The organism is Rhodanobacter aciditrophus (assembly GCF_042679525.1).
Classification (GTDB): domain Bacteria; phylum Pseudomonadota; class Gammaproteobacteria; order Pseudomonadales; family Marinomonadaceae; genus Marinomonas; species Marinomonas aciditrophus.
On sequence record NZ_JBHTMN010000014.1, the window covers coordinates 39,046 to 58,798 of the forward strand.

Sequence of the window (19,753 nt, forward strand, 5' to 3'; positions counted from 1 at the left end):
GATGACATGGCTTTTACGGGAAAATTGGACGACAAACTTGGACAGGCTACTTTCTTTAAAAACTTTGTTAATCGCGTTTTCTGTAATGCTTCTGTCCGGAGCAGCGTTACTGGTTTGGTCGACCCTTGCAAAACCGCCAGCCACAGCAGTCAGTCAGCCTTCACCCCCCTTACGGTCTGCGGGTCCTATTGCGCCAAAGCCCGACATTCAAAATCCCGTTTTAGAGAACCAAAACGCGCCTAAGCCTACCCCCAAATACCGTGAAAAACATGTCATTACCATACAATCTGGAGACTCTTTATCCTCTGTACTGCGGGCTAAGGGGGTAAGCAACCAACAGATTTACCAGCTGACACAAGCTGACCACAAGGGGGCTTTAAAAGCCTTACAACCAGGCAACACCTTAGAAGCCGACATCGAATACCCTAACGGCACCTTGATCACTCTGACTCTGAGCCAAAATGTTAGAGAGAAAGAAGTGTTCACTGCTCGGGAAAAACACTTCACCCATCGTACGGTAGAGCGACCTATTACAAACGCCCCAGTGTATAAAGAGGTACGTATTGAAACCTCATTATTTGTGGATGGTTCAAATGAAGGAATATCTGACAAGCTCTTATTTCAATTAGCAGAGATCTTTAAGTGGGACATCGATTTTGCTCTGGATATACGACCGGGGGACAGCTTTTCCATCCTATATGAGCAACAGTCTATTGATGGTGAGGCCATTGGTAGCGGCAACATTCTCGCCGCAGAGTTCATTAACAACGGCCGCTACTTTGAAGCCATCCGATATGATACGGAACAACGCACGGATTATTTTACTGGGGATGGCTTATCCCTACGTAAAGCATTTATTCGAAGCCCAGTAGACTTTACCCGAGTGTCTTCTCGCTTTAACCCCAACCGGCTTCACCCTATTTTTAAAACCACACGTCCTCATCGGGGAGTAGATTATGCCGCCGCAGAAGGCACTCCAATTCAGAGCTCAGGGGACGGTACGGTATCTTACGTAGGAGAAATCAAAGGCTACGGCAACACCATCATTATTGATCATGGCCGGGGTTATACGACTTTGTATGGGCACCTAAATAGTTTTGCCCCTGATCTTGTTCAAGGCATGAAAGTGGAGCAAGGTGAAGAAATTGGTTATGTGGGACAAACAGGTTGGGCAACTGGACCCCACTTACATTATGAGTTCCGTGTTAATGGCGTTCACCAAAACCCTGAAACCATTACGATTCCAAACGACAACCCCATGTCAAAAGCAGAGCTACTAGCGTTTTTACCCTATGCTCAATCCATCCGAAAACAACTAAACGCTGCTCATACAGCTCAGTTTTTGGAGACTTTAGGGCGACTCAGGCGTTAGCTTTGTAACACCCAGATTAGACAAATTTCAGACACAAAAAAAGCCGCTTAAAAAGCGGCTTCTTGTTAGCTGTATTAGGCCCAGATTATAGTGCGCCTTCAACAAACTCTACTAGCTGAGACTTAGATACTGCACCTACTTTAGTGGCAGCAACTTCACCACCTTTAACAACAAGCAGTGTTGGAATGCCACGTACGTTGTATTTAGGAGCTGTCTCTTGGTTCTCGTCAACGTTGATTTTCACAACTTTAACTTTACCAGCGTATTCTTTTGCTACGTCTTCAAGAACTGGCGCGATCATTTTACAAGGACCACACCAAGGTGCCCAAAAGTCTACAACAACAGGCACTTCAGACTTTAGTACTTCTTCTTCGAATTGAGCATCAGTAACGTTGATGATGTTTTCGCTCATAACATTTTCCTTAAAATCGGTTAAACAATTAATGAGGTTAGTGTAACACTAATTAAAAAGGTTAAAAATCAGATTCCTTAACCAACCCAATAGCAAATCTCTATAATTCCATATTCTGGATAACAGACACCAGCTCCTGCAAAGAATGCACCTCAGCATCCGGTGTCGTTGCCCATTCGGAGCGCCAGCGTCTTGCGCCATGACGATTAAACCAAATAGCACGAGCGCCGGCTGCGACAGCCCCTTCTACATCATCAACAGGGTGATCGCCCACATGGATCACACGCTCCAAGGACACACCCGACTTCGTTGCCAAACGCTCGAAAATCTCGGGATCTGGCTTAGCAATCCCCTCTTGATCAGCACGAATCACGGTACCAAAGTAGCGATTTAAGGAAATAGCAGGGTGAAACACATCCGCATTACCATTCGTCAAAGCCGCCAACTCGTAACGCTCGGCCAGCTTATCCAAGGTTATGTGCACATCTGGATACAGGTCGATGCGTTGTCGCCAATCATAAAATACATCAAACGCCTGCTCCGCCACTTGTTCCGCCTCTTCCGAAGGCAGACCGTACTCCTGCAACGCCTGTTGATACATGGCTAAACGCACCTGGGTCACATCTTTGGCAATCTCAGGTTGAGACAACAGAACCCGATTCTTTAGATCCCCCATGGTAGGCGTGTAAAAGCGCTCTGCAAAACCCGGAAAGCGCTCATCAAACCATTTTTCCATGGCATGCTCAGCCCGCACTAAAGTCGGATCCACATCCCAAAGGGTATTATCAAGATCGAAAGAAATTAATAATTGCTGACTCATGGCAACAGTCTCAACAATAAGGCACTTAGAAGGTCAGACAAGAAGTCTAAAAAGAGCGACCCCTTATCTTTATCGAAGTGATTTAAGCGATTTGATCCCAACGCGAGTACCCCATGGTAGACCACCTGTCCGCCTTCACGGGAGACAAGCGGCAAGATAGCCGAAGACATCACAAGGTTACTTTGAGATTGAAACAGGAACTCGGATTCCGCAACCGATAAGACGCCACAGTAGCACCCCGAATTCACTAACATTTCTTTTAAGATAGGCTCAGAAGATTCCCAAGAGGCGGTGCGGACCGAACCATCGAAATCGGTATCGTTAAACAACACCAATGACTGATAGGCAATGTTGAAGTCTTCCCGCATCACTTCTTCGATCACTCCGGCAAAGTCATCCAAGGTTTCGCAGCTTAAGCATTTAAGCACTAAGCGACGACTTTTCTTCATGATGCCTTCGTTTTCACGGGCGACATCTACCAAGCGCTCAAATTGTCCACGATAGTCGCCGTTTGATTTACGCAGTAGAGACACCTGTCTCTCAAGCAACGAGATAGCGCCGCCATGAACTGGATGAGGAATCGTCAGCTCCTCCAACAACGCAGGATTTCGTTCAAAAAAATCAGGCGTTTTCTCTAGGTAGCGGACGACATCCTCTTCCCTCATGGAACCTCTCTTATAGATAGATTTGGCCTTCGAAAACTTTTTCAGCAGCGCCAGTCATAATGATGGGGGACGTTGGCCCTTGCCACGCAATACGCAAATCACCGCCAGGCAAATGAACCAGCACTTCTTTGTCCAACCAGCCTTGCTTAATACCGGCAACCACCGCCGCACATGCACCCGTTCCGCAGGCTTGAGTTTCACCTACGCCACGCTCGTAAACACGAAGATTCACCTCTGTAGGAGAAACTACCTGCATAAAGCCAACATTCACATTATTTGGAAAGGCTTCATGGTCTTCTACAACGGGGCCGATGCGATTAACTAACTCATCGCTTAAGGCGTCCACTCGAATCACCGCATGGGGGTTTCCGACAGAAACAGGAGTTAGCTCAACTGTCTCTCCATTCGCTTGGATTTGATACAGGTCCTGCATCGCATCAGCGGTAAATGGCAGGTCAGCAGGCAAAAAGCTCGGCTCCCCCATATCCACTTCCACTTGCCCATTGTCCAATACATTAAGCTGGATCTGGCCACGTTTTGTTTCGACGTTGATCTGACGCTTGTGAGTCAGTTCTCGGTCCAATACAAACTTTGCGAAACAACGGGCACCGTTGCCGCAATGCTCCACTTCGGAACCATCACAATTGTAGATACGATAACGGAAATCCATATCTGGATTCGAAGGGGGCTCAACCACCAAAAGTTGATCAAAACCAATGCCTCGGTTTCGATCCCCTAAGCGCTCGATTTGAGCTTTATTAAAATACACTTTACGAGACACCGCATCGACAACGACAAAGTCGTTGCCGAGGCCATGCATTTTGGTAAATTTCAACAACACAGGGAGCTCCTTAAGCAGGCAAAATATGCTCACCAGTCAGTTGATGATCAATGTCTTCACGTTCGCGAATCAAATGCACTTGGTCACCATCAACCATTACCTCAGCGGCACGGCCACGGCTATTGTAGTTTGACGCCATGGTAAAACCGTAGGCACCAGCGGAACGAACCGCAAGCAAGCTACCAGACTGAATATCCAGCTCACGCTCTTTACCCAAGAAGTCACCCGTCTCACAAATTGGTCCCACCAAGTCATAGACGCGCTTCCCTTCTGGAGTCCCATCGAGGTTGACGGGCACTATGTCCATCCACGCTCCGTACAAAGATGGACGGATCAAATCGTTCATAGCTCCATCAATGATGGCGAAGTTTTTGTGTGGGTTACACTTTAGAAACTCTACTTTAGTCATCAAGACGCCAGCGTTCGCAGCAATAGATCGACCTGGCTCAAAGGCCAAAGACAAATTACGACCTTTGACCTTTTCAAGTATCAAAGCAGCGTAATCTTTTGGCTCCGGCGGCACTTCATCACGGTAACGTACACCTAAACCACCACCTAAATCTAAGTGTTTAATCTGAATGCCTTTCTCAGCCAATTGATCGATTAAGGCAATCAGACGGTCAAAGGTATCTAAGAACGGCTGAAGCTCAGTTAGCTGAGAACCAATATGACAATCCACACCCATTACATTCAAGTTTTCCAATGAGTGGGCCACGCCATAGATACGTACCGCGTCTTTGATATCAATACCGAATTTGTTGTCTTTCAAGCCTGTGGAAATGTATGGGTGCGTTTTAGCATCCACATCTGGATTGACCCGTAGGGACACAGGCGCAATCACCCCCAACTCCCCAGCCACTTTGTTTAGACGGTGCAGCTCAGCTTCAGACTCTACGTTAAAGCAGTGAATGCCTACTTCAAGAGCGCGACGCATTTCGTGTTCTTGTTTCGCGACACCCGAAAACATCACCTTGCTTGGATCACCACCGGCACGCAAAACACGCTCCAACTCACCAATGGATACGATGTCGAAACCAGAACCCATGCGCGCTAAAACATTCAAGATCGCAATGTTTGAACAAGCCTTTACGGCATAACAAATCAAGGTTGGGTGAGACGCAAAGGCATCTGCATAGGCTTTGTAGTGACGTTCAAACGTCGCACGGGAATACACATAAGTCGGTGTGCCATGGGCAGCGGCAATGTTTGCTAAAGAAACTTGTTCCGCATGCAGCTCATGACCGGAATAATTAAAAAAATCCAAGGGGGGGTCCTCAATTCGCGGTGGTGATTGTTTCAGGATCTGACGGCAAGGCGTCTTGTGGCAAATAGAGTGCGCCCTTATTCCCACAAGCAGACAACAACAAAACCGTCAGTAACGCTAAAATGTGCTTTGACACAGTGACAACCATCCATTAATTCAATTTGTTGACAGTATACTGATCCCCCTAGTGATTCCCAACCCTAGCGCTGCACTTTCGGTGAAAATCTTCATGATTTTCACCCTAAACTTTTAGCGAGTATTTGGTATAGTTCCCACATGATGACGAGCCAATATGATTTTGCTCCCATGCCCCGTCAATGGATCGATGGACTATGCATATGAAGCGCCTATTTAAACCCTGGTTACTTGCCTTAGTGAGCGCTTCACTCCTGCATGGTATTTTTTTCTTTGAGTTCAAAGACGCACACTGGGGTGTTGAGATACCTGACCGTCAACCCTCATCACAACTAAACGTCACCTTACTGCCTCAGGATGCTCCCGTCCCTGCAGTGGAGCAGTCCAGCAACTCTGACACGACAGCAGAGCTTCCAACAGAAAGCAATGAAGTCCCAGCGCAGCCAGAAACACCCACTGCCACAGATACGCAACCTGACACCAACACAGAACCTCTTCAAGAAGAAGTGACGGCAGAGGAAACCACCACCGAAAATACCTCGGTAGAGACAAGCGCCACGGAAGCCTCCTCCACAGAGACAATCAATGATCCAGAGAGCACTCCATCGTCAGAGACAACGGAAGAGCAAAGTACGCTACCCGAAACCATTGTTGAGAAAGAAAAACTGAGCCCACCAGTGCAACTCCAAGACATCAGCGAGCCTGACACCACAACAGCCGACACAGACCTAAAGGCCAAAAGCCTGCTCGACATCGGCAGTGCCCAAACATGGCAAGATAAAGCGGATATTAAAGGACAGCCTTTTTCCAAAAAACTCAGGGATCAAATCAAACAAGCTGAACGAGAACAGACCCGCTACGAAAAAGGTATCGTTGAGCAGAAACACTATGACATCACGGAAGACGCGGATGGCACCAAGTACGTAAACATCAATGGCATTTGCTGGAAAATGCCCGAACCTGGAGCAGAAGAAGAATGGAAGGTAGTGCTCTCTGGTTGTTCTGGGCAAAAACGATCCTTTCGCTTCGAACTAAACATCACCACAGATCTATTAACCCCTGAGCAACTTCAGATGTTGCCATTTGGCAATCAAGAATAAAAAATCCCCGCTAGGGCGGGGATTTTTAACATACCATTAGTGGGTAGTTGAATAAGCGCGTTTAACGCTTGGCTAATTCAGCCTTGGCACGCTCAATAGCGATTTTTACTTGGGCTGGGGCTGTACCACCAATATGATCACGAGCTGCCACAGAGCCTTCCAAGGTCAATACTTCGAACACATCCTGCTCGATCATTGCACCGAAGCCTTGTAGTTCTTCAAGGGTCATCTCCGACAAATCTCGGCCTTCTTTGACACCAAAGCCTACCGCTTTACCCACTACTTCATGGGCATCACGGAAAGCTACGCCTTTACGCACTAAGTAATCAGCCAAATCCGTCGCCGTACTAAAACCACGACGAGCTGCTTCGTACATATGCTCGCTACGGGCTTCAATGGCAGGAATCATATCCGCAAACGCACGCAAAGAGCCGCGTAAAGTATCTGCCGTATCAAATAGTGGCTCTTTGTCTTCTTGGTTGTCTTTATTGTAAGCCAAACACTGGGACTTCATCAGTGTCAGCAATCCCATCAGATGACCATACACTCGACCTGTTTTACCGCGTACTAACTCTGGTACGTCTGGGTTTTTCTTCTGAGGCATAATAGAAGACCCAGTACAAAAACGATCCGGCAAAAAGATAAAGTTGAACTGCGCTGAAGCCCACATGACAAGCTCTTCTGCCCAACGGGACAGATGCATCATGGTGATAGACGCCGCTGATGTAAATTCAATGGCAAAATCACGATCACTGACAGAATCGAGAGAGTTATAGGTTGGACGCTCAAAACCCAACAGCTCCGCAGTCATTTCACGATCGATTGGGTAAGTTGTCCCAGCAAGCGCCGCTGCACCAAGAGGCAAAACATTCACTCGCTTACGGCAATCCAATAAGCGCTCGTAATCACGCTGGGCCATTTCGTACCAAGCCATCAAGTGATGACCAAATGTCACTGGCTGAGCTGTTTGCAGATGGGTAAAGCCTGGCATGATAGTGTCTGTATTGCGCTCAGCAAGAGATAAAATACCTTGCTGTAGACGAGTCACCTCTTCTAGCAAGAAATCAATTTCATCACGCATGTACAGGCGAATGTCTGTCGCCACTTGGTCATTACGAGAACGCCCAGTGTGCAGCTTCTTGCCTGTAATCCCGATCTTTTGCGTCAAGCGCGCTTCAATGTTCATATGAACATCTTCCAGCTCAACGGACCACTCAAACTCACCGCGAGCGATCTCTTGCTCGATTTCCGTCAGACCTTGAATGATTTGGTCTCGTTCTTCTTCAGTCAAAACCCCTACTTTCGCCAACATGGTACCGTGGGCAATCGACCCTTGAATGTCTTGTTTTGCCATGCGTTGGTCAAACTCAACCGACGCCGTAAAGCGTGCAACAAAGGCATCAACAGGCTCAGAAAAACGACCACCCCATTGTTGGTTCGTGGTTTTGTTTGTATCAGTCATCTAATCATTTCCCAGTGTGAGATCAATATTGCGGCAAGATTACCTGATAGAGCGACCTTTATAAAGGCCTGCAAGGATGACGCTCCCAGGTCAAGGGAGTATGATAGGGCGAATTTTTACAGTGATACTGCAGTTACTTTCGACCCTAGGAGAGAATGTGAAAACGAAAATCGTCATCGCCACTCGTGAAAGCCAATTGGCTCTTTGGCAAGCCAACAACGTGAAAGCCTCTCTCGAAGCTCTATACCCGGATACCAAAGTGGAACTCCTAGGCATGACCACAAAAGGGGATCAGATTCTTGACTCTCCACTTTCCAAAATTGGTGGCAAAGGCTTATTTGTGAAAGAGCTTGAAAAAGCCCTAATGGATGGCACGGCAGACATTGCAGTCCATTCTATGAAAGATGTTCCTATGGAGTTCCCAGAAGGATTGGGACTGCCGGTCATCTGTGAACGAGAAGACCCAACCGATGCCTTCGTATCAAACCACTTCAACAGTATCGAAGAATTACCTCACGGTGCCGTTGTAGGCACATCAAGCCTGCGCCGAGCCTGTCAACTCAGCATGCACCGCCCAGATATCGAGATTAAAAACCTGCGCGGCAACGTGAACACACGCCTTCGTAAAATGGACAATGGTGAGTACGATGCCATCATCCTCGCCACTGCTGGCTTGGTTCGTCTAGAAATGGAAGACCGCATCAAAGCACGCATCAGCGACGACTTCTCACTACCTGCTGGAGGCCAAGGTGCCATGGGTATTGAATGTCGCACAGACGATTTAGAGCTCATTGAAATGCTAGCGCCACTACAGCACCCTGAAACGGCTTATCGCGTAACAGCCGAGCGCGCCGTTAATAAACGACTCAACGGCGGCTGTCAGGCACCCATTGCCTGCTTCGCCACCTTAGATGGCGAGGAGTTATTTGTACGGGGTTTAGTGGGCAGCACAGATGGCACCAACATCATTCGTGGCGAGATTCGCGGTCACAAATCCCAAGCAGAACAACTGGGTATCGAACTGGCAGAAGAGCTACTTACAAATGGCGCCCAAGCCATCCTTGACGACGTATATAACCGCTAGTTTAGGACCAGAGCCCATGCAAGGATTGAAAGTTCTGGTGACACGTCCCGAACCGGAAAACACCCACACCTGCCAAACCCTCAGTAACTTGGGAGCGGTTCCTGTACCGCTCCCCATGCTACAGATCAAGCCCCTCGAAACAGAGCAAGACAAAAGGCGCCTCCATTCACAGCTGTTTAACTTGGACGCCTACCAATATGTTATTTTTGTCAGTAAAAATGCGGCTCGTATTGGCGCTGAATTGATCGATGAATGTTGGCCGATGTTACCAGTTGGCATTCACTGGCTTGGGATTGGCAAAGGGACCACGGACACCTTAAATAACTTGCATATCCCAGCTATCAGCTCCCCCGGACATGATACTGAAACCATGTTGGCATGGCTCAAACCCGTTAAAATGCGGGAACAAAAAGTTCTCATTGTTAGGGGGCAAGGTGGAAGACCTGATTTAGCGTCTGGATTAGAGTCCCGAGGGGCAAAGGTGGATGTTTTGGAGCTTTACCAGCGTGCTACTCCCACATATGACGCACAAACATTTTTCTTCCTTGAAGAACCTGACGTAATATGGGTAACAAGTGGTGAAGGTCTCAGCAATTTAACACAGCAAGTTCAACAACATTCACCTAACTTAATGAATACGACGTTATTCGTACCCAGCGAACGCGTAGCCGAACACGCGCGTTCCAAGGGCTGGGCACGGGTAATTTGTGCACAAGGCGCTGACGATCAAAGCTTAATCGCAGCCACAATGCAGCATTTAGGATAAAAACATGACGGATAAAAAAGAAAGCCCGGAAACTGAGCTAAATCCAAGTGGTGAAACAACCACGACTGCAACGCCTGAATCATCAACCCAACACACCAACACACCTGCCTCTGACACTAAAGCAGAACACAGCAGTGAGGCCCCTCAGGCACCCGCCAATCAAAGCTCAAATGGCAAAGCCCTATCTGGCATCGCCATCGCAGTCGGAATCGCCGCTCTAGCTTTAAGTGGTTGGCAATATTACCAGAGCAATTTTATCGCTAAGTCAGATACGGCTCTCGCTCAGGCACAAAATAAAATCATCGCACTAGAGCAGCAAATCACTCGTATTGAGCGCACAGCTCAAAATGGCTCCGAAGCCATTCGCAAACTCGCGCCATTACCCCAACAAGTGGACGCTTTGACCTCCCGTACCGCCCAAGCAAAACAAGAGTCAGAGCAGGCACTGTTAGACTTATCCAGCAAAATAAACCGACTTAGCAACGTCAACAAAGACGACTGGCTATTGGCGGAAGCAGAATACTTGATCCGCCTAGCCAACCAGCGCTTACTTTTGGAACGAGACACCCAGAGCACGATCGCTCTCTTAGAAAACGCCGATGACATTTTGGGTAATCTAAAAGACCCCATCATGTTTGAAACTCGCAAAGCCATAGCGCAAGACATACAAGCACTTAAATCCATATCACAATTCGATTTGGAAGGGCGCTACCTGCAACTTGCAGCACTGTATGACCAAGTTGAAGCCCTGCCTCAACGGGAGCCATCTCAGGCTTGGCAGACACAGCAGTCATCCACTACGGAAGTCCCTGCTAGTGCTCTATCAGACATTAAAGCCCTAGCTTCTCAAGCATGGGGAGGCCTGAAGTCGCTGATTGTCGTGAACTACAACCAGAAGCCTATAGAGCCTCTCTTACCACCCTCTGACTACCAAGAATTGGTCACTGGCATACAGCTACAAATTGAAGTAGCGCAGGTCGCTTTATTGAAAGGTGAAAAAGGTATTTATGACAAAGCTCTGGAGCGAATAGCCCGCGCAGTAAGTGAGCATTTTGACCCTAAATCCAGTACAACAACAGCCTTTATGACCACCTTGACGTCTCTGCAACAGGTCAACCCAAATCCTAGCATTCCACTCCCCCGAGCTTCACTGCAAGCCATGCGCCAGTTGATGCAAACTTGGCAACAGGAGAGCGAGCTGCAAAAACCTGATGTGACAGAAGACGCACCAGTGAACAACACCCCAGAGGAGACCCTATCATGAGAAAACTCCTCTTCTCCCTCATCATCGTTTTATTGATTGGTGGTGCCATTGGTCTGGTGATGCAACAAGACTCAGGCTATGTCTTGATCGCCTTCCAAGGGGTGACTATTGAGATGAGCCTCTGGGTGCTAATAGCCGTCACCATTGTGGCGTACTTTGCGGTCAACTTTTTATTTAAATTTCTCTGGGCATTGCTACACCCGAACTCTTCCCTAGCGAAATTGACTGGCAACTTAAGTCAGAAGAAAGCCTTAAAGAACACCATTCGCGGCATGCTAGAACTGGCTGGAGGCAACTGGAACAAAGCTGAAAAGCTACTGACCTCTTCCGCCGAAAAAGTATCTTACCCGCTCCTAAACTACATTGGGGCCGCCTACGCGGCGAGTGAATTAGACGAACACGATCGCTCTAAAGAGTTATTGCGTCAGGCACATAACACCTCCCCCGATGCGGAGTTTGCCATCAGCTTTGTACAAAGCCAGTTACAATTAAAACAAGGTCATTATGAAGGGGCTCTTGCTACCTTAAAGCGGCTACATAAAATGAAGCCAAAACATCGACAGACCTTAAAAATGCTCGTTACCGTTTATACCAAGCTAAAGGATTGGGACGCTCTTCAAGAGCTGACCCCAACACTTAAAAAGCAGGGTATTTTTAATGACAATAACTTATTAGAGCTTGAAAAAAATGCCTTCCTAGCACTGCTAGAAAAGTTGCGCTTCAAACAGAAAATCGGTGAGAACACCAGTTCCCTTGAGTCAGAGCTTAATACCATCTGGAAAAAACTCAGCACCCCCGACAAAGACGATGAGATGCAGGTTCTTTACGCCAGCACCTTAGTTCAGTTTGGTAATGAGGAGAAAGCAGAAAGCTTTATTCGTCAGAGTTTAAATGACAAATGGTCTGATCCACTGGTGGAAGTCTATGGCTTACTCACCAATGTCTCAATGAAATCCGCACTGGCGAACACCGAAACCTGGATCAGACGACACCCAGACAGCGCCCCTCTTTACTTAGCCGCTGGGCGTATTTGCCAACGCCAAAAATTGTGGGGCAAAGCAAGAGACTACTACGAAAAAGCGCTCATGCTAGACGCTAACTCCGATGCTATTGGCGAACTCAGCCGCTTGCTAGAGGCCATGGGAGACCTCGATACAGCGCAAGACCTGATTATTCGCCGTATTACCCACAATTCACAACACTTACAAAGCCTACCTCTCCCCTAACAAAAAAGGCCGAAGAGCATCACTCTTCGGCCTTTTTTATCACACTGCAAGACGCTTGGGTCTGCGATACAGTTATTTAAATCGAACGACTAACTCATGCATATCGCTGGAGACCTTCTGCAATTGCTCCATGCTGTCCATGGCTGCGTCGGCCTCTGCCTTAGTACCTACAGCAAGGTCTGAAATACGCACCAACTGCTGATTAATATCCTCAGACACATGGGCTTGCTCTTCCACCGCAGCGGCCATCTGCACCGCCATGTCAGAAATGGTCGTAACAGAGTCCACTATCGCGGTTAGAGCCTCTTGCGCAATCCCCATTTTTGCCAACCCTTCCGCCGCGCTGTCTCGTCCAGTACTCGCTATCCGTACAGATTCCTGAGCACCATTTCTTAAACGCTCAATAATTTGATGAATCTCTTGAGTTGAGCCTTGCGTTCGCTGAGCCAACTGACGCACCTCATCCGCCACTACCGCGAAACCACGTCCATGCTCCCCAGCTCGCGCCGCCTCAATGGCGGCATTCAAGGCTAATAAATTAGTTTGTTCTGCTATTTGATCTATCATCAAGGCGACTTCGGCGATACCTTCGGATTGCTTAGATAAATCCGACACTGAATCACCAATTTGTCCAACCAGATTCGCTAATGACTGAATAGACGCTTGAGTCTCATCTAGGGTTTTGCTGCCTTTCTTAGCCAGTGACTTGGATTCTTTGGCACCATCCGCAGTCGACTGTACATGCTGGGAGACATCTGAAACCGTCGCTGTCATTTGCTGCATGGCAGCAGCCACTTCCTGGGTTTCATGCTGCTGCATGTCTATTTTTTGGGTCGCACTTTGAGTTTGGGACAAACCAAACTTAGAGCGCTCTGACACTTCGTTTGACTCCTCTTCGATACGCGTCAAAACCGTATCCAAATGCTGGCTCTGACTCTTAGCAGCCACTTCAAGTAGACCAACAGCTAAAGAATGATCCGAATATGTCTTAGCGGCTAACGGGTGGGTAAATGCCCCCCCAAGCGCCGCAGACATCACTTTGTTGATCTTAGCTAAAGTCATCGCAAAGTAAATCACTAACCCGAGCGCTCCGACTAAAAGCGGAACCCAAGCAAGCTCTGCATGGTCTGTCATAGTCATCCCCAACATGACTATGATGGCCAACAAAGCGATGCTCCAAGCCATCACATGGGTTGGCAAAGTAAGCTGCTTTTTACCCCCTCTAATACGACTATAGAGCGCCTCAGCCCGTGCAACAGCTTTACGATCTGGGGACGTGCGCACCGACTCATAACCCACAACAGTGCCTTTCTCTGTCACAGGCGTTACATAAGCATCAACCCAATAGTAATCGCCATTTTTACTTCGGTTCTTAACCATCCCCATCCAAGGTTTTCCTTTTTTGAGGTGCTCCCACATGACTGCAAAGGCTTCTGGGGGCATATCAGGATGTCGTACCAAGTTGTGAGGTGAGCCAATAAGCTCCTCTTTAGAGAACCCGCTGATATCGATAAATGCCTTATTACAATGAACAATTTTCCCCTTTAAGTCTGTTGTTGAAATCAACTTCACATCTGGCGGAAAGGTTCGCTCATGATTTGTCACAGGTAGGTTTTTACGCATATATCCCTCGATGCATAATTCGGTAAAGACACATTACATTAGATAAATCTAATTGAATTTATTTTAATTTAGGTCGCTAACATTCCAGCTTAGACGACATTCACTTTGTTTGCATAATGCTTAATTACGTTAGGCACTTAAATATTTGTGAAGTCGCTTGGTAATGACAGGCAAAAGATAGGTTGGAACCTGTAACGCTCCAGCTAAGGGTAAGAATGCTGGCCCCAATAAGGCGCCAGCAATGGAATAGGTCAACAGCACATTTCGGTTTCCAGCGGTTATGGCTGCAGTCAGGGCAAGCTCATGTCCTTGTTTACGATATAAGAAAAAAGTGACGACAAAAAATACCGCAACAATCGATATAGCAATAAGTAGATACACCACGGCTTCTGCACGATCTGCTTCCCACAGTCCTCGATAGCTCCCCACCAAGCCAAATGGAAACGCGAATACTAACAAGATGGTGTAAGGAGAGACTTTTAATAACACCCTTTGCAGGGGTTCTTTGGGCAAGAATTTATGAGCGCTGTAAGAAATCAAAATCGGACCTAGGATAAAAATCAATAGACGCATTGCATAGGTCACAAAATCCAAGCCTCCATCACTCAAGTGAATAAAATGAATAGGCACAAACAGAGCAAGGGGCAAAAGCAAGGTACTAACAATCGTCATCGCCATGGCCTCAAGGCTGTCGAACCCTAAAGCCCTCACGATCGCAGGTGTGGCAAATAACGACCCTGTGGCGCCAACCCCTAATATGGCCAAAGTCAGTTCTGGGGTCGCTCCAAATACCCAACAAGCCAAAGTAAAGAGGGCCATATAGAAAGCGGAATGTACCAAGCCATACAGCCAGACGCTTTTATTCATAACCCTTTGGATCAAACGCTCCATAGGCATACCCAGCAGGGTGAGCAGCATGAGTGTAAACAACACAATCGGTAAAAAAGGAAATAAGAAATTAGAAGCTATTGGAAAGGTGAAGCCGATAATTGCACACAGGAACATACCTGCAAGAGAATGTTTAACTAGGAAGGTCAACACTGGAAAGCGCCTTAACTAATGTTAATTATTATTAAAATTTATCGCTTTGTTGAGTGTGCGCACTTTCGATTTTGCTCTGGTAACTCAGCCATTTCCAAAGGCCATTGTTTGCGCGCCTCATCAAAGGCATGACGCAACGCATCCAATTCACTTTGTGATACGTCGAGATTTTCTACTGGTGCCTCCATAGGAGCCTGTGTCTTACTGACAGACTGCTTTGCATTAGACGGAAACTGTATTAGGTTGTCCTTCATACAAGATCTCTATTGAGGCAATAAGTGGATATCTCATTACACTCTATGGATAATCGTTGTAAAACGCAACGATCAGTCAAGGTAAGACAATGAAATATTTGATTTCCCCAGCCAAAACGTTAGATCTAGAAAGCCAAGTCCCTGTCAATCAACATTCGGACCCAAGCTTTCTAGAACAAGCCCAATCCTTGATCAACACCATAAAGCCGTATACCCCCTCAGACATCGCTTCATTGATGAAACTGAGTGATAAACTCGCCACATTGAATGTAGAGCGTTACCAAGATTGGTCAAAAGAACATAACGCTGACAACAGCCGCCAGGCAGTTTTTACGTTCATGGGTGATGTGTACACGGGACTAGACGCTTACTCCTTAAGCGAAGCCCAAATCCAATATGCCCAATCCCACCTACGCATTCTTAGCGGCCTTTACGGACTGCTAAAACCTCTGGATCTGATGCAACCCTACCGCCTTGAAATGGGCACCAAACTCAAAAATGATAAGGGCGAGAACCTCTATCATTTCTGGTCTGATGTGATTGCCCCCGCTCTAAATGCGGAGCTTGAAGAAGACGAGTTGCTTGTCAACCTCGCCTCGACAGAGTACTTCAAAGCAGTCGATAAAAAAGCCATCAAAAGCACTATTGTGACGCCAAACTTTTTAGATGAGAAAAATGGCCAATACAAGGTAATCAGCTTCTACGCGAAAAAAGCGCGTGGATTAATGGTGCGCTACCTAATCGAAAGCGGCGCAGAGTCCATTGAGGACATTAAAGGGTTTGATCTGGCAGGATACCGTTACGATCCAGAACGTTCCAAGCCTTTAGAGCCTGTCTTTATTCGCCCTGAGAGCGCTCAATAAGACGCCCTACTGTTACCCGATCATTGCCACCTAAATCTTGATAGGTGGCAATCTCTTCAAAGCCATGAATTTCAAGCAAGCTCCTAACGGCGCTCCCTTGGTCATATCCATGCTCGAACATTAACCAACCCTTTTTCACCAGATAGTCTTTGGATTGAGACACAATATGACGGATGTCTGCCATCCCCTTCTCTTGCGCAATTAACGCAGTCAAAGGCTCAAACCTGACATCACCTTGGGTGAGGTGCTCATCCTCTGGATCAATGTAGGGCGGATTGGACACAATCAACTCAAACGGTGCCGCATCCTTCACCTCAGAGAACCAATTACTTTGGCGAAATTCAGCATTGCTCACGTCATTACGGATAGCATTACTCTGAGAAAGAGCCACGGCTTCAGCTTGATAATCAACTCCCATCACCTTTGAAGCTGACCACTCTTTTGCCAGAGCCAATGCAATGGCCCCAGTGCCAGTGCCGAGATCTAATATGGATCCAGCCCCTTGAGGTAACAAGTCTAACGCCACCTCTACTAATCGCTCCGTGTCAGCACGGGGTATCAAGGTGTGTGCAGAGGTTTCTAGGGATAAACTCCAAAAATCCTGCTCCCCAAGAATGTAAGCAATAGGCTCGCCTTTCTCTCTACGGGCAAGTAACGTCTCGAAACCCACTTGATGGGCATCGCAGACAGACTTATCTGGCCAAGTAAAAAAATAGGTGGTTGAGACCCCCATAATATGAGCCAACAGCAGCTGGGCATCCAATTGAGCTGTATCTGAGAGGGTGTCTAGCCGCCCATAGGCCTGTTTTAGTAAGGTATCAATGGTCATATGGGCGACATCACACAATAGGGTTGCTGGGAGCGGAGATTAATTTTCGCCGCTTAACGCAGCAAGTTGTTCTGCTTGGTATTCGTTCACAAGTGGGTTGATCAACACATCCAAATCCCCTTGAACGATTTCATCCAACTTATAAAGCGTCAAGTTAATACGGTGATCCGTTACACGACCCTGTGGGTAGTTATAAGTACGGATACGCTCGGAGCGATCGCCACTGCCCACTAATGAACGGCGCGCTTCAGACTGTTCAGAAGCCGCTTTTTCTTCTTCCGCAGCCTGCAGTTTAGAGGCCAGTAATGCCATCGCTTTAGCACGGTTTTTATGCTGGGAGCGCTCGTCCTGACATTCAACCACTACGCCCGTTGGAATGTGCAAGATACGAATCGCAGAATCGGTTTTGTTCACGTGCTGACCACCGGCACCAGACGCACGGAAAGTATCAATTCGAAGGTCGGCTTTATTAATATTTATCGCTTCCACTTCGTCCATTTCTGGCAATATCGCTACCGTACAAGCAGACGTGTGGATACGACCTTGAGACTCGGTTGCTGGCACACGTTGCACACGATGCGCACCGGATTCGAATTTCAATTTAGAGTACGCACCATCACCCACGATACGCGCAATCACTTCTTTGTAGCCACCATGTTCGCCTTCACTGGCACTAACGATTTCTACTTTCCAACGTTGGGTTTCCGCATAACGAGAATACATACGGAACAAGTCGCCAGAGAAGATCGACGCTTCGTCTCCACCGGTACCTGCTCGCACTTCCAAGAATACGTTCTTAGAATCGTTGGGGTCTTTTGGCAACAATAGCTTTTGCAGGTCCAGCAAGAGTTGCTCTTTTTGCTCCTGCCCTGCTTTTAGCTCTTCTTGCCCCATTTCCTTAAGATCTGGATCAGAGTCAGAGATAAGCAGTTGTGCTTCGTCAATGTTTTCTAATACTTGCTGGTATTCTTCAAAACACTTCACCACTGGCTCTAACTCAGCATATTCTTTGCTGTAATTACGGAACAGATCTTGATCCATAATGACATCGGCGTCGCTTAGTAACGCGGCCAGTTCTTCGTAACGCTCAGCCAGACTTTCTAACTTAAATTTAATTGATTCTTTCATTCTAGGATTCTTTTGTGTCAGTGATTCCAAGTACACCTGAGGCGATATCCAACGCTTGTTGGTCTGTGTCGGCACCCGCTTGTCTTAGAAATTGGGTTGGCGAATGAATCAGTTTGTTCATTAACCCATGGGCTAGTTTATTCATAACTTGCTCAGGAGACTGACCAGCCTCCAGCGCTTTCATTGCTCGTTCTAATTCGCTTTGTTTAATTGCATCTGCTTGGGCGCGGTAGCTTACAATTAGATCAGCCACTTTGCGAGACTCTTGTTTACGCTTATAGGCATTAATGCCCTCTTCGATGATGAGTTCTGCAGCTTCAGCGGCGTCCTGACGAGCCTTAACGTTTTCTTCAATAACAGAATGCAAATCATCCACTGTGTAGAGATAAGCGTCTTCCACATCCTGTACTTCAGGCTCAATATCTCGTGGGACAGCAATGTCTACCAATAACATAGGCTTTCTTCTACGTTTACTGGTCGCGCGCTCTACCATGCCTTTGCCAATGATGGGTAACTGGCTGGCCGTAGACGAAATCACAATATCCGCCTGGTGCAAATAATCTGTGATATCGCCGAGCAAAATCGCTTCTGCTCCTAATTCATCCGCCAGCACTTGAGCGCGTTCCAAGGTGCGATTGGCAACAATAATGCGCTTAATACCGGCTTCATTCAGATGACGTGCTACCAACTCAATCGTTTGTCCTGCTCCAATCAATAGCGCCGTACTGCGTTTAACATCCGCAAAAATACGCTGGGCCAAGCTCACCGCCGCAAATGCGATAGACACAGGGTTTTCACCAATCGCCGTATCCGTTCGCACACGCTTAGCAATGGAGAAGGTTTGTTGAAATAAGCTTTGCAGCTCTGCTCCCACGGTTTGACCCGATTGGGAAACGGCGTAGGCGGATTTCACCTGACCTAAAATCTGAGGCTCACCAAGAATGAGCGAATCCAGGCCTGCCGCTACACGCATAATATGCCTAACGCTTTCATCGTTACGGTGGGCATAGCAAAACTTCGCGAGCTCTTCCGGCTCGATGTGATGATATTCCCCCAACCAGCGGATAATACGATCCGCTTGCGCCTCATCCTCTACAGCACAATACAACTCAGTTCGGTTGCACGTTGACACAATCACCGCTTCCGATGCGTTTTCTCCAGACACAAGGGAGTGTAATGCCTCAACCATTTTCTCAGGGGCAAAGGAGACTTTTTCGCGGATGGAAACGGGAGCAGTTTTGTGGTTTACGCCCACAGTTATTAGCGGCATTCAGGAACTCTTCTCACAACTTGAGATCGTACAAGTAATTCAAACACACAGGATATTCTTCACTGAGTATCAAGATAGGCCCTATTATAAGTGGAATTTTTAGCTCTTCGCACCCCATCAAATCAATAAATCTATCGGTTGCTTACGCGATCAAGGCATTTTTGAGGCTGACAAGGCTATAACTGCAAGGCTAACATAGGAATCCAAGGGTCAATTAACTAACCGACAGACAGGCACTTATGCACACTCAACGGCTAAAGAATGTTTTCGCAAAAAGTCTCCTCGTCACAGCTCTGGGTCTAGGCTTAAGCGCCTGCAGTGTCCACTCCACAAA

General features: G+C 47.3%; 20 protein-coding genes. 7 read left to right on the forward strand and 13 right to left on the reverse strand.

Annotated elements, in window-relative coordinates; genetic code table 11:
* The first annotated feature begins 37 nt into the window (after positions 1–37).
* Positions 38–1,372, forward strand: coding sequence for a M23 family metallopeptidase (locus ACFQ45_RS12270; RefSeq protein WP_377368103.1), 1,335 nt, complete (start codon positions 38–40; stop codon positions 1,370–1,372).
* Between the two features lie 85 nt (positions 1,373–1,457).
* On the opposite strand, the gene trxA is transcribed toward ACFQ45_RS12270, so the two are convergent.
* From trxA to lptM, 6 genes are all read right to left on the reverse strand, one after another.
* Positions 1,458–1,784: a thioredoxin TrxA gene (gene trxA / locus ACFQ45_RS12275; RefSeq protein WP_377368105.1), complete on the reverse strand. Its 327-nt coding sequence runs from the start codon at positions 1,782–1,784 to the stop codon at positions 1,458–1,460.
* Between the two features lie 100 nt (positions 1,785–1,884).
* Positions 1,885–2,604, reverse strand: coding sequence for an HAD family hydrolase (locus ACFQ45_RS12280; RefSeq protein WP_377368107.1), 720 nt, complete (start codon positions 2,602–2,604; stop codon positions 1,885–1,887).
* The gene (locus ACFQ45_RS12285; RefSeq protein ID WP_377368109.1) at positions 2,601–3,269 is read right to left on the reverse strand and encodes a DUF484 family protein; all 669 of its coding nucleotides are present in this window, start codon (positions 3,267–3,269) and stop codon (positions 2,601–2,603) included. The genes ACFQ45_RS12280 and ACFQ45_RS12285 overlap by 4 nt, the downstream gene beginning before the upstream one ends.
* A 10-nt stretch (positions 3,270–3,279) precedes the next feature.
* A complete protein-coding gene (dapF, locus tag ACFQ45_RS12290; protein WP_377368111.1) occupies positions 3,280–4,110 on the reverse strand; it encodes a diaminopimelate epimerase in 831 nt (276 codons plus the stop codon).
* 10 nt (positions 4,111–4,120) lie between these two features.
* The gene (gene lysA, locus ACFQ45_RS12295; RefSeq protein ID WP_377368113.1) at positions 4,121–5,374 is read right to left on the reverse strand and encodes a diaminopimelate decarboxylase; all 1,254 of its coding nucleotides are present in this window, start codon (positions 5,372–5,374) and stop codon (positions 4,121–4,123) included.
* A gap of 10 nt (positions 5,375–5,384) precedes the next feature.
* Positions 5,385–5,510, reverse strand: a complete 126-nt coding sequence (gene lptM, locus ACFQ45_RS12300) for an LPS translocon maturation chaperone LptM (protein ID WP_377368115.1) — start codon at positions 5,508–5,510, stop codon at positions 5,385–5,387.
* A gap of 202 nt (positions 5,511–5,712) precedes the next feature.
* Between lptM and ACFQ45_RS12305 the strand changes: the two genes are divergently transcribed.
* The gene (locus ACFQ45_RS12305; protein ID WP_377368117.1) at positions 5,713–6,609 is read left to right on the forward strand and encodes a hypothetical protein; all 897 of its coding nucleotides are present in this window, start codon (positions 5,713–5,715) and stop codon (positions 6,607–6,609) included.
* A gap of 61 nt (positions 6,610–6,670) precedes the next feature.
* Here ACFQ45_RS12305 and argH read toward each other — a convergent pair whose 3' ends face one another.
* Positions 6,671–8,071, reverse strand: a complete 1,401-nt coding sequence (gene argH / locus ACFQ45_RS12310; protein ID WP_377368118.1) for an argininosuccinate lyase — start codon at positions 8,069–8,071, stop codon at positions 6,671–6,673.
* Positions 8,072–8,228: 157 nt separating this feature from the next.
* Here argH and hemC point away from each other — a divergent pair, with 157 nt between their 5' ends.
* Genes hemC through ACFQ45_RS12330 form a run of 4 tightly spaced genes read left to right on the forward strand, consistent with a single transcriptional unit; the run spans position 8,229 to position 12,411 of the window.
* Positions 8,229–9,155, forward strand: a complete 927-nt coding sequence (gene hemC, locus ACFQ45_RS12315) for a hydroxymethylbilane synthase (RefSeq protein ID WP_377368120.1) — start codon at positions 8,229–8,231, stop codon at positions 9,153–9,155.
* 16 nt (positions 9,156–9,171) lie between these two features.
* A complete protein-coding gene (locus tag ACFQ45_RS12320) occupies positions 9,172–9,921 on the forward strand; it encodes a uroporphyrinogen-III synthase (RefSeq protein WP_377368122.1) in 750 nt (249 codons plus the stop codon).
* A 4-nt stretch (positions 9,922–9,925) separates the two neighbouring features.
* Positions 9,926–11,185 (forward strand): uroporphyrinogen-III C-methyltransferase, encoded by a 1,260-nt coding sequence (locus ACFQ45_RS12325; protein WP_377368124.1) that lies wholly within the window; start codon positions 9,926–9,928, stop codon positions 11,183–11,185.
* Entirely contained in the window at positions 11,182–12,411 is a 1,230-nt protein-coding gene (locus ACFQ45_RS12330) for a heme biosynthesis HemY N-terminal domain-containing protein (protein ID WP_377368126.1), read from the forward strand. The genes ACFQ45_RS12325 and ACFQ45_RS12330 overlap by 4 nt, the downstream gene beginning before the upstream one ends.
* Positions 12,412–12,483: 72 nt before the next feature.
* On the opposite strand, the gene ACFQ45_RS12335 is transcribed toward ACFQ45_RS12330, so the two are convergent.
* The 3 genes from ACFQ45_RS12335 to ACFQ45_RS12345 all read right to left on the reverse strand — a co-directional run bounded on the left by ACFQ45_RS12335 (position 12,484) and on the right by ACFQ45_RS12345 (position 15,329).
* On the reverse strand, positions 12,484–14,034 hold the full coding sequence (locus ACFQ45_RS12335; RefSeq protein WP_377368128.1) for a methyl-accepting chemotaxis protein: 1,551 nt from the start codon (positions 14,032–14,034) through the stop codon (positions 12,484–12,486).
* 129 nt (positions 14,035–14,163) lie between these two features.
* A complete protein-coding gene (locus ACFQ45_RS12340) occupies positions 14,164–15,075 on the reverse strand; it encodes a hypothetical protein (protein ID WP_377368130.1) in 912 nt (303 codons plus the stop codon).
* Positions 15,076–15,113: 38 nt separating this feature from the next.
* Positions 15,114–15,329, reverse strand: a complete 216-nt coding sequence (locus tag ACFQ45_RS12345) for a hypothetical protein (RefSeq protein WP_377368132.1) — start codon at positions 15,327–15,329, stop codon at positions 15,114–15,116.
* A gap of 89 nt (positions 15,330–15,418) precedes the next feature.
* Between ACFQ45_RS12345 and yaaA the strand changes: the two genes are divergently transcribed.
* The gene (gene yaaA, locus ACFQ45_RS12350; protein WP_377368134.1) at positions 15,419–16,192 is read left to right on the forward strand and encodes a peroxide stress protein YaaA; all 774 of its coding nucleotides are present in this window, start codon (positions 15,419–15,421) and stop codon (positions 16,190–16,192) included.
* On the opposite strand, the gene prmC is transcribed toward yaaA, so the two are convergent.
* Genes prmC through hemA form a run of 3 tightly spaced genes read right to left on the reverse strand, consistent with a single transcriptional unit; the run spans position 16,167 to position 19,419 of the window.
* Positions 16,167–17,021, reverse strand: coding sequence for a peptide chain release factor N(5)-glutamine methyltransferase (prmC, locus tag ACFQ45_RS12355; protein WP_377368136.1), 855 nt, complete (start codon positions 17,019–17,021; stop codon positions 16,167–16,169). The genes yaaA and prmC overlap by 26 nt on opposite strands.
* Before the next feature lie 39 nt (positions 17,022–17,060).
* On the reverse strand, positions 17,061–18,149 hold the full coding sequence (gene prfA, locus ACFQ45_RS12360) for a peptide chain release factor 1 (RefSeq protein ID WP_377368138.1): 1,089 nt from the start codon (positions 18,147–18,149) through the stop codon (positions 17,061–17,063).
* 1 nt (position 18,150) lies between these two features.
* On the reverse strand, positions 18,151–19,419 hold the full coding sequence (gene hemA / locus ACFQ45_RS12365; RefSeq protein WP_377368140.1) for a glutamyl-tRNA reductase: 1,269 nt from the start codon (positions 19,417–19,419) through the stop codon (positions 18,151–18,153).
* Between the last annotated feature and the right edge of the window lie 334 nt (positions 19,420–19,753).

What these genes read in the sequence shown, in the direction of transcription:
- trxA (WP_377368105.1), bottom strand. Translation starts at nt 1,784, where the DNA reads ATGAGCGAAAACATCATCAACGTTACTGATGCTCAATTCGAAGAAGAA.
- ACFQ45_RS12280 (WP_377368107.1), bottom strand. Translation starts at nt 2,604, where the DNA reads ATGAGTCAGCAATTATTAATTTCTTTCGATCTTGATAATACCCTTTGG.
- ACFQ45_RS12285 (WP_377368109.1), bottom strand. Translation starts at nt 3,269, where the DNA reads ATGAGGGAAGAGGATGTCGTCCGCTACCTAGAGAAAACGCCTGATTTT.
- ACFQ45_RS12305 (WP_377368117.1), top strand. Translation starts at nt 5,713, where the DNA reads ATGAAGCGCCTATTTAAACCCTGGTTACTTGCCTTAGTGAGCGCTTCA.
- argH (WP_377368118.1), bottom strand. Translation starts at nt 8,071, where the DNA reads ATGACTGATACAAACAAAACCACGAACCAACAATGGGGTGGTCGTTTT.
- ACFQ45_RS12320 (WP_377368122.1), top strand. Translation starts at nt 9,172, where the DNA reads ATGCAAGGATTGAAAGTTCTGGTGACACGTCCCGAACCGGAAAACACC.
- ACFQ45_RS12325 (WP_377368124.1), top strand. Translation starts at nt 9,926, where the DNA reads ATGACGGATAAAAAAGAAAGCCCGGAAACTGAGCTAAATCCAAGTGGT.
- ACFQ45_RS12330 (WP_377368126.1), top strand. Translation starts at nt 11,182, where the DNA reads ATGAGAAAACTCCTCTTCTCCCTCATCATCGTTTTATTGATTGGTGGT.
- ACFQ45_RS12335 (WP_377368128.1), bottom strand. Translation starts at nt 14,034, where the DNA reads ATGCGTAAAAACCTACCTGTGACAAATCATGAGCGAACCTTTCCGCCA.
- ACFQ45_RS12345 (WP_377368132.1), bottom strand. Translation starts at nt 15,329, where the DNA reads ATGAAGGACAACCTAATACAGTTTCCGTCTAATGCAAAGCAGTCTGTC.
- yaaA (WP_377368134.1), top strand. Translation starts at nt 15,419, where the DNA reads ATGAAATATTTGATTTCCCCAGCCAAAACGTTAGATCTAGAAAGCCAA.
- prmC (WP_377368136.1), bottom strand. Translation starts at nt 17,021, where the DNA reads ATGACCATTGATACCTTACTAAAACAGGCCTATGGGCGGCTAGACACC.
- prfA (WP_377368138.1), bottom strand. Translation starts at nt 18,149, where the DNA reads ATGAAAGAATCAATTAAATTTAAGTTAGAAAGTCTGGCTGAGCGTTAC.
- hemA (WP_377368140.1), bottom strand. Translation starts at nt 19,419, where the DNA reads ATGCCGCTAATAACTGTGGGCGTAAACCACAAAACTGCTCCCGTTTCC.